This window comes from Sutcliffiella rhizosphaerae (genome assembly GCF_917563925.1).
GTDB classification, from domain to species: domain Bacteria; phylum Bacillota; class Bacilli; order Bacillales; family Bacillaceae_I; genus Sutcliffiella_A; species Sutcliffiella_A rhizosphaerae.
The window spans coordinates 51,098-61,344 of the sequence record NZ_CAKJTJ010000025.1; the positions used below are offsets into that span (position 1 = coordinate 51,098).

Annotated in this window: 8 protein-coding genes and 1 pseudogene; all 9 read left to right on the forward strand. The window is 32.6% G+C overall.

The features are described 5' to 3' along the window. Positions 1-91 precede the first annotated feature (91 nt). The 9 genes and pseudogenes from LRP81_RS17450 to LRP81_RS17490 all read left to right on the forward strand — a co-directional run bounded on the left by LRP81_RS17450 (position 92) and on the right by LRP81_RS17490 (position 9,933). Positions 92-1,129, forward strand: a complete 1,038-nt coding sequence (locus LRP81_RS17450; protein ID WP_399207988.1) for an ROK family transcriptional regulator — start codon at positions 92-94, stop codon at positions 1,127-1,129. 160 nt (positions 1,130-1,289) lie between these two features. Next, the gene (locus tag LRP81_RS17455; RefSeq protein WP_230503493.1) at positions 1,290-2,504 is read left to right on the forward strand and encodes an MFS transporter; all 1,215 of its coding nucleotides are present in this window, start codon (positions 1,290-1,292) and stop codon (positions 2,502-2,504) included. A 431-nt stretch (positions 2,505-2,935) separates the two neighbouring features. Further along, a pseudogene (locus tag LRP81_RS17460) lies at positions 2,936-3,169 on the forward strand (DUF1259 domain-containing protein); the annotation flags it as partial. A gap of 535 nt (positions 3,170-3,704) precedes the next feature. Further along, on the forward strand, positions 3,705-5,138 hold the full coding sequence (locus LRP81_RS17465) for a glycosyltransferase (protein WP_230503495.1): 1,434 nt from the start codon (positions 3,705-3,707) through the stop codon (positions 5,136-5,138). Positions 5,139-5,338: 200 nt separating this feature from the next. Beyond that, a complete protein-coding gene (locus LRP81_RS17470; protein ID WP_230503497.1) occupies positions 5,339-6,409 on the forward strand; it encodes a glycosyltransferase in 1,071 nt (356 codons plus the stop codon). A 376-nt stretch (positions 6,410-6,785) separates the two neighbouring features. Further along, positions 6,786-7,652, forward strand: coding sequence for a glucose-1-phosphate thymidylyltransferase RfbA (gene rfbA / locus LRP81_RS17475; protein WP_230503498.1), 867 nt, complete (start codon positions 6,786-6,788; stop codon positions 7,650-7,652). Between the two features lie 28 nt (positions 7,653-7,680). Next, a complete protein-coding gene (gene rfbB / locus LRP81_RS17480; RefSeq protein ID WP_230503499.1) occupies positions 7,681-8,637 on the forward strand; it encodes a dTDP-glucose 4,6-dehydratase in 957 nt (318 codons plus the stop codon). Next, positions 8,634-9,485, forward strand: a complete 852-nt coding sequence (rfbD, locus tag LRP81_RS17485) for a dTDP-4-dehydrorhamnose reductase (RefSeq protein WP_230503500.1) — start codon at positions 8,634-8,636, stop codon at positions 9,483-9,485. Before rfbB ends, rfbD begins: the two co-directional genes overlap by 4 nt. After that, positions 9,475-9,933 carry a dTDP-4-dehydrorhamnose 3,5-epimerase family protein gene (locus LRP81_RS17490; RefSeq protein ID WP_230503501.1) on the forward strand — a complete coding sequence of 153 codons (459 nt, stop codon included), beginning with the start codon at positions 9,475-9,477 and terminating at the stop codon, positions 9,931-9,933. The genes rfbD and LRP81_RS17490 overlap by 11 nt, the downstream gene beginning before the upstream one ends. Positions 9,934-10,247 lie beyond the last annotated feature (314 nt).

The window sequence follows — 10,247 nt, forward strand, 5'->3', positions numbered from 1 at the left end:
CAACCTTTCATTGTTATAACATGAAAAATATGGTATGTTTTCTTCATGACTTATTAATTTAGTTTAATAAGTGCATGAGGTGGTGATTTTAGTGGATGAAAAAACGGCAAATCCAAAATCTATGAAAATGTTGATCCTTCGTGGTATTCGTAAAACTCTTTTAGAATATGGAACTACAACAAAAGTAGATCTAAGTAAAAAATTAAAAATTAGTTTCCCAACAATAAGCAAAATCATTGCACAAATGGAGAACGATGGAGAAGTTATTTCTGTTGGCCTTGATGAATCTAGTGGTGGCAGAAGAGCAAAGAGATATATGTATAACCCTGAGTATATGCAAGGTCTTGCCATTTTTTTAGAGAAATCAGAGACAAACTATATAATTTTTAATTGTCTGGGAGAAATAAAAAACCAAGGAAAACTTTCAAGTGTACTAATAGATGGTGGTTCAGATATATTAACTACCTATATCGAAAAAATTATTAACGAAAATCCTAAAATTAGTTCAATGGCGATTGGAGTTCCAGGTGCGGTCGACAATGGTCGCGTTTTTCATATCCCAGGATATGAGCATTTTCAAAATATAGATTTACAAGGGTATTTTGAGAAGTATTTTTCTCTACCTGTCGTGGTGGAAAATGATATGAATGCTGCTATTCTGGGCTACTACAAAAAATGGAACGGTAAGGATCAATCCCTTGTATATTTATATACTGGACAAAATGGCCCTGGTGCAGGGATTATATTAAACGGAATTATCGTTCGTGGAAGTACATTTTTCTCTGGTGAGGTTCAGTTTATTCCTCAATATAATGACCGAAATTTTCTACAAGCTTTAAAAAGAGAAATTGGAAAGGCAAAAAAGATGATTAGTGAGGAGTATGAAATTGATGCCATAAGTAGGTTGGTAGCCTCAATTGTTGCTATTATTAATCCTCATGTTTTCATTTTTTGTGAGGATGAAGTGGATGAAATAATCTTAGAGACAATAAAGGCTAAGAGCTCAAAGTATATCCCTTTAGAGCATCTTCCAGAATTTGAAGCTAGTAATTGGGAACAAGACTACTTAGTTGGATTAAAAACTCTTTGTCTTGATGTAATGATCGATGAGATAAGTAATAACACATGAACTAACCGTTGGCATTCATCTTAAAAAAAGTATGAATGCTGTAATTTTTATTAACTTATTAAATCTATTTAATAAGTTTCCCCTTCATCGACTTTGTAATTTTGTGTAATAAGTTCTTTGTAAAATAAAGAAATGATACAGTTAGGAGAAACGGTTAAACATGATACTATTACTTTTGATAATTATTTATTTGGCTTTTATTAGCTTAGGATTACCTGATTCATTATTGGGGGCTGCATGGCCTGTGATGCAACAAGACTTCGGGGTTCCGCTTGAGACAGCTGGTATACTTTTTATGATAACAGCAGGGGGCACCATTGTTTCAAGCTTGGTTAGTGGAAAAGTAATAATACAATTTGGTACTGGAAAGGTCACATTTTTTAGTGGCTTTATGACTGCCAGTGCTTTACTTGGCTTTTATTTTGCACCATCAATCATTTGGTTGGTTGTTTGGGCAATCCTTCTAGGATTAGGGGCAGGGGCTGTCGACGCAGCATTAAACAATTTTGTTGCTAATCATTATAAGGCACACCACATGAGCTGGTTACATAGTTTTTGGGGTGTTGGAGCTACCTTGGGTCCTATCATCATGGCCCAATCTATTTCAGTACAATATGCATGGAGAAATGGTTATCTTACCATCGCAGTAATTCAGTTTACGTTGGCTGTAATCCTTCTTTTCTCGTTACCATTGTGGAATAGAGTCTCCAATAACACTAAGATCAAGGCAAAAAAAAATGCAGAGGACCACTTTGAAGAAATTTCTCCTGAAGACACAAAGCAGGTAAAGCCTATGCAAATAAAAGGAGTAAAGCTATCGCTGCTGTCCTTTCTGTTATATTGTGGTGTAGAAGCAACAGTGGGACTTTGGGGAAGTAGCTATCTCGTTAATGTTAAAGAGTTACCAGCAGCACAAGCTGCAACATGGGTTTCATTCTACTGGGGAGGGCTAACGATTGGTAGATTTCTAACTGGGTTTCTTACGTTTAAAATGACCAACCGTATGCTTATTCGATTCGGGCAAATAATAGCATTTGTTGGCGCTCTACTTCTGTTATTGCCATTACCATCCAACGTTTTTGTTGCAGGTTTTATAATGTTAGGATTTGGATTAGCGCCGATCTTTCCATGTATGTTACATGAAACACCATCTCGTTTTGGTAAAAAGCACTCCCAGACTATTATGGGCTATCAGATGGCTGTCGCTTATACAGGAAGCACCTTTTTGCCACTTATTCTTGGTATCATTGCATCAAATACATCAATAGTAATTTTCCCATTTTTTATTGTATTTTATATTGTCATGATGCTACTAAGCTCAGAAAAGCTAAATGATATTTTAAGAAAGAAAGCATTCGTACCTAATAAATATTAGAAAGATTGATACTACTTATACACGCAAATGTAAGAGCAGATTACAATAAAAGAAATTTTATATAGAAAAATTATACAGAAAGAAGGTTATAGAATGAAAACAGATGAAGAGAAAGTATTGGACGAAGAAATATAATTTTTCTATGAAATTACTCAGTAAATATCGATTGATTTCGTAGCAAGGGGAATAAAATCCATAGAAGATTTTTAAAAGTAAATATTTAATTTTTGGCCTTCGGATTCCTATTTTCATTAAGAACAACTATACCATATACTATTTAGTTCAAATAACTTGTTGATATATATCGGAAACAATCACTTTTTTAAGTACTTTCCGCAATGGATACTCCTAAATGTTTAATTCCACATATTAGAAACATTTTAATAATAAGTATATATGGATATTTCTCTAATAAAATGGGGGACTCTTCAATGAACAACTTTAAAAGCATTTGTGAACAATTTGCTATCATACTCAAAGGAAAGGGCAAAATAGAACAAAATAGTTGTTCCGTATCACTACATCGTAATTTTAAGGTATTAGTTCAAGGTCGTTTAAGTGCTTCTGTTTCTCAGGTTGAAGTCTTATTTGAATCACTTGACCAACATGGAAATGCATTATGTTTATCAGAAATTGCAATTTTAGAAGAAGAAATTCCTAGTTTTCGCTTACTTGAATGTTGCGTACTATAAGATAGAATCGAGAGAATAAAAAAGAGCTTGGAGTTCTCAAAGTTGATACGTGGATTGAAAGAAGAGGTTACCCTTCTAATCTTATATTATGGACCTGATTAGGGAGGTAATAATGAGTTTGTAGATTATATAGTTACCTATATAGATAACATAGCTAATGGTATGAGTAGATACGCATGATTTGATAAATAATATTTATTAAGAAGAGGTACGAGTTTTTTGCTGAAAAATCACCTATACTTTTTGAATGGTGACTTGCTAGTCAAGAAAGATAACCACTTATTGATTAAACATAAGATGTACCAACACCGATAGGTTCCAAGATATAAAAACTACTACAATGTTAAATTTGAATATAATACATCAAACATGGCAAAATTCTAATTCCTTATCATAGTGAAATGTTTTTAGTAAAAAAGCATTTTTGTTAATAAAATTAAAATGCAATGTTTGAATGAATTAAAGCCTCTTCATACTTCAAAACCTTATTTCATAACATTAAAATAGTATGATTATAATACACATATATTTAACGCAATCTTATTTGAGAAGGGCGGGGGATATATTGAAAACGAGCATTATTATTCTTACATATAATCAATTACATTTAACAAAGCAGTGTCTAAAAAGTATTATTAAGAATACACAACAAAAAGACTTAGAAATTATTGTTATAGATAATGGCTCTTCTGATGGGACAATTGATTATTTAAAAAGTATTCCCCATTTGGAAATTATTTCAAACGGAAAAAATTTAGGGTTTGCTAAAGGATGTAATCAAGGGCTTGACATAGCCACAGGGGACCAGATTTTATTTTTAAATAATGATACAATTGTTACAAAAAACTGGCTGGAATCAATGAAATCATTACTTTATAGTGATGAAAAAATTGGAATGGTGGGACCAGTTAGTAATTATGTAAGCGGGTCACAACAGATCCATGTAGACTATACAAATATTGATGAGGTACAGGACTTTGCCTCTGGTTACTGCGAAAGTAACGCTGGTAAATCGAGGCGAGTACTAAGGTTAGTGGGTTTTTGTTTACTTGTAAAAAAAGAGGTAATGAAAAAGATAGGTAAATTTGATGAGAGTTTTGGGTATGGCTCTTTTGAAGATGATGATTTGTGTCTTCGTGCATTAAATTCTGGTTATCAGTTGAGAGTTGCTCTAGATTCTTTCGTTCATCATCATGGGCATGCCACTTTTATCGGAAACCAGGATATTGATATTCATCATTTATATAGTATAAATCGGAAAAAGTTTATTGATAAATGGAAAGTTGATTTAACCTATTTTTTTCATTCTCGCCCTGAAATTATTGAACTAGTCCCACTAGGAGCTAAAAAGATATTGGATATTGGGTGTGGAGCAGGAGCAGTGGGGATGGAGCTATTAAACCGCCAGTCGTGTAAGTTATATGGAGTAGAATTAAATTCATTTATAGGATCAATTGCAAATCAACATTATGAACGAGTTGATACAATAGATGTAGAAACCTTAGATCTCCCATATACCCCAAACTCTTTCGATACTATTATATTAGCAGATGTATTAGAACATTTGAAAAATCCATGGAATATAATAGAGGAATTATCTGTATATTTAAAACCTTCTGGATCCCTAATATGTAGTATTCCCAATATTTCTCATGCAGAGGCTTTATTCCCTTTAATACAAGGTGATTGGAACTATGTAGATGCTGGGATTCTAGATCGAACACACTTGCGATTTTTCACTCCAAAAACTGTTCAGACTTTATTTCCTCAAGATTTATTTGAAGTTCAATCTCAAACATACAATTATGTGGATGTAGATTCTAAGGTGAAACTTTTTCTAAACGAAGTAAGTTATCTTGCTAAAAAATTCGATTTTTCTTTAGATCATTTATCAGAATACACTCAGATTTATCAAATACTTATCCATGCAAAAAAACACTAATCTCTCCTGTAAAGAAGCAAGTACAGACGTTATCCTAAATCCGCAAATTGCATAACATAACAAATAACCTTCAAAAAAATTCCTACTGCAGAGTACTCCCTTACCTGGTTAACTCCTATATAGAATAGCCGTCTCATATTATTTATAGAAAATCGTTATTAGAATTTCGCATATAAATGAAGCTTTAAGGAGGTGCTATTGTGATTACAATCAGTTTATGTATGATTGTAAAAAATGAGGAAGCTGTCATTAGCAGGTGTTTGGATTCCGTAAGTGAAATAGTTGATGAGATTAATATTATTGATACTGGGTCAACTGATCGGACAAATGAAATAGTAGCCTCATATACAGATCGGATTTTTGATTTCACATGGGTTGAGGATTTTTCGGCTGCAAGAAATTTTGCATTTCAGCAGGCTACAGCTGATTATATTTTATGGTTAGATGCGGATGATGTGCTTTTAAAAGAAGACCAATCACTTTTTTCAAAAATGAAAACCACTCTTGATTTAGATGTCGATGCTGTTTCTATGCATTACAATCTTTCTTTTGATGAACATAATAATGTTACATCTAGTTTAAGAAGGTATCGTTTAGTGAAAAGGGAGAAGGGTTTTAAATGGATAGGTGCTGTTCACGAATACTTGGAGGTATATGGTAAATTGTATGATAGTGACATTGCAGTTTCCCATATGCCACTCAGCCACGACACGCAACGAAACCTACGTATATATGAAACTTTAGTTTTATCCGGAAAAGAATTTTCACCTAGAGATTTATTTTATTATGCAAATGAGCTAATGGACCATCAAAAAATTGAAAAGGCTATTGAATATTACCTTAAATTTTTGAAAACAAATCAGGGATGGATTGAAGATAACATAAGTGCTTGCAACAAGTTAGCAGATTGTTATAATCAACTAGGACTTAAAGAACAAGAGTCAAGTTGGATACTGAATGCTCTTACTTATGATGTGCCAAGGCCTGAAACTTGTTGCAGATTAGCATTTTTATTTTTAGAGAAAAATGAAATTTCAAAAGCAATATATTGGTATAAACAAGCATTGGAAAACGTAGAGAAAAAAAGCTTATCTTTTCAAAACCACTCTTGTTCCACATGGCTACCCCATTTACAATTAGTTGTTTGTTACGATAGGATAGGCCAGCATCAATTAGCTTTTAACCACAACGAGATGGCCCTGGAATATCGGCCAAATGATCCTCGAATGTTACACAATAAAACAATTTTAGAAAAAATAATTAATCTTTAGTTTGGTTACAAAAAAGAATATAAGCTTCGTATATACATTGAAAAATTAAATGAATAATAGGTGAGTATATTTGATAAATCACCTAATTTGCAGGCATGTATAGCAACAAAAAGAAAAATGAAAAATCGATTTTATACTTAAAAAGACTGCCAATGTTAGCAGTCTTTCTGTATTTAGTTTAGTTTCGGACAAATTCTCTCAAAAATAATTGTAAGGACTTAGTTAATTGATGTTTTTTAAACGATACTTATTAATTTGCAATTAAATATTTTTTTATAAAAACCAATGAATTCTTTTACATTCATACCCATCGAAAAAGCACATATGATAAAAATGAGCGTTTTTTAAATTAAAAACGTTGAGGATGTGAATGTTCATGAAAGGAATCATCTTGGCTGGCGGGTACGGTACTAGACTTTATCCATTAACGACTGTCGTTTCAAAACAATTATTACCTGTTTACGATAAACCTTTGATTTATTATCCCATGTCTGTTCTAATGCTTGCGGGAATTAAAGAGATTTTAATTATATCTACTCCCGAAGATACACCACGGTTTGAACAGTTATTGAGTGATGGAACACACTTAGGTATTAAACTAAGTTATTTATCTCAAGAAAAACCGGAAGGTATTGCACAAGCTTTTATTATAGGGGAAGCTTTTATTGGGTTAGACTCTGTATCTTTAGTATTAGGGGATAACATATTTTATGGAGATAATTTCACTAAGACACTTGAACGAGTTACTAGTCGAAAACATGGCGCTACCATATTTGGTTACCACGTTAAGGATCCTGAACGTTTTGGGGTTGTAGAATTTGATCACCATCAAAATGTCATCTCAATTGAAGAAAAGCCTAAAAACCCTAAATCTAATTATGCTATAACAGGGCTTTACATTTACGATAATAAAGTTATTGATGTTGCAAAGAAAATTAAAAAATCAGCTCGTGGAGAATATGAAATTACTTCAATTAATGAATGGTATCTTCAAGAAAGCAAATTGAATGTCGAATTAATGGGTAGAGGATTTAGTTGGTTGGATACAGGGACTCATGAATCATTATTAGATGCTTCTTTATTTATTCATACTATCCAAAATCGCCAAAACATTCGAATCGCTTGTTTAGAAGAAATTGCTTTTCGAAAAGGTTTTATTACGGCTCAACAACTTCTGCAATTAGCAAAACCATTAGAAAAGAACGAATATGGAAAATACCTTATCAGATTATTAAAATCCTAAGAAGATATCTAAGGAGGGAAAGAATGCTATGAATATATTGGTTACAGGAGGAGCAGGTTTTATTGGTCTCAATTTTGTTCGGCACTTACTTAAAACTACATTATACAATATAACAGTATTTGATTATCTCACGTATGCAAGCCATCCTAAAGAAATCAAGCAGTTAACATCGCATTCTAGGATAAGGTTTATTAAAGGAAGTATTGTAAATGTAAGAGATATAGAAGCTGTGATGGATCAAGAATATGAAGCAATCATTCATTTTGCTGCAGAGTCTCATGTTGATAAAAGCATTCAAAATGCAGGTGATTTTATTCAAACAAATATTGTTGGTACTTATCAGATATTACAACAATTATTCAAAGGTTATGCTAAAAAAATGATACATATCTCAACAGATGAGGTATACGGCAACCTAAACTCAACTGATCTTCCTTTTACGGAAAATTCCCCTCTCTCTCCTAATAATCCCTACTCAGCTTCAAAGGCAAGCTCTGATTTGTTAGTTCGATCTTACTATGAAACATTTCAATTACCTTTGATTACGACCCGGTGCGGAAATAATTTTGGACCTTTTCAACACATTGAAAAATTCATTCCAACTATTATATACAATGCATTTTACAATCAGAAAATCCCTTTATACGGAGATGGTCTACAAGTAAGAGATTGGTTATTTGTAGAAGATCATTGCCAAGCAATATCTCTTATTCTAGAAAAAGGAAAATGTGGAGAAGTTTATAATATTGGAGGTGGAAATGAAAGAACAAATATAGATGTGGTAAGGCAAATCTTAGAGATGATGGGAAAGCCTGAAAGCTTAATTGAATATGTGGAGGATAGAAAGGGGCACGATCGAAGGTATGCTATTGATTCTTCTAAACTGCAAAAAGAGTTAGGCTGGAAACAAGCCTTTTACTTTGATGAATCACTAAAAAAAACGATTCAATGGTATATAAATAATTTTGAAGGTAATCTTTTATGAAAATTATTATTACAGGTGCAGGAGGGCAATTAGGAAAAGAACTGGTTCGATTATTTAACATGGAAGAATATGAAATATTTCCATATAGCAAACAGCAGGTAGACATTACAAATCGCACTCAAATAAAAGAGGTGCTTGAGAAAGATCGGCCAGATATCCTAATTAATACTGCAGCTTTTACACAAGTTGATCTTTGTGAAACAGAACTCGAAAAAGCCTATTTAATTAATGGGATAGGGGCTTACTATTTAGCAGATGAGGCTAGAGAAAAAAAAGTTAAATTTTTTCATATCAGTACGGATTATGTATTTAGTGGTGATAAGTACCAGCCTTATATTGAAGAGGACGTTACCGATCCTAAAACCATTTACGGAAAAAGTAAAAGGCTAGGCGAAGTATTAGCGTTAACTACTTATGAAAATACAACAATTATTAGAACTTCATGGTTATATGGACATGGAGGGAATAATTTTGTAAATACCATTAAAAAGCTAGCAGGTTTTTCAAAAGAAATTCGTGTCGTTTATGATCAATATGGCTGTCCTACCTATACGAAGGATGTAGGAATAGCATTACAAAAATTGTTAACAAAGCCAAGTGGCATCTATCATATCTCTAATTATGGAAATTGCAGCTGGTTTGAATTTGCTACTGAGATTATTTCATTCTTAAATGCAAAAGTGAGTGTTATTCCTGTCTCTTCCAAAGAATATGGTTTAAAAACGCCTCGCCCAATGTACTCAGTTTTAAGTTCAAAAAAGCTGAATTCGAACGGTATTTTTTTGCAAGGCTGGAAAGAAGGGCTACATGAATACTTAAAAAAGGAAGCTGATAGCAGTGAGTATTGAGAATGTGGTTTTTAAAAAAATAATTAAACATTGTGATGATAGAGGTTTTTTTGCAGAAGTATTAAGAGATGATGATTATCTTTTATCACATTTTGGTCAACTTTCTTGGTCAACATCTTACCCAGACGTTATTAAGGCATTTCACTATCATAAAGAACAAGATGATCTTTGGTTTTTTCCTTCAGGTAATACCCAAGTTGTTTTATATGATTTAAGAGAACATTCTGTTACGAAAGGTAAAACAAATGTTTATTATATGGGAGAAAATAACCCTAGTATATTACTTATTCCAAAGGGAGTTGCTCATGGTTACCGTGTTCTGGGTGAAAAGCCAGCTATTTTGGTATATTGTACTACTAAGTCTTATAACCCTTCTCAACCTGATGAAAAAAGAATTCCATGGGATAATAAAGTTATTGGGTTTGATTGGACAACTAAACATCGATAAAAAGAGAATCAACTTGAATTAATTCAATCGTATTTTGCTCGTTTGCAAAAACTATTATTTAGAAGTATGTATTTATTATCCATTTCTTTTAATTTACTATTATATGAGGAAAGAATCACTCGGGGTTCAGTTCTTTATGATTTTGAACTTAATAGGAAAGTGATATTTTCGGACACCGGTTCGAATCCTTTTTTAAAAAGAGGCTGGGACAAAAGTATTTTAGCTAAAGAAAAATCCGAACTACAATTCATGATTCTATGATTAGAATGTTGAATTAGTTCGGATTTTTACTATTAAAGGGCTTTCTTAACCAA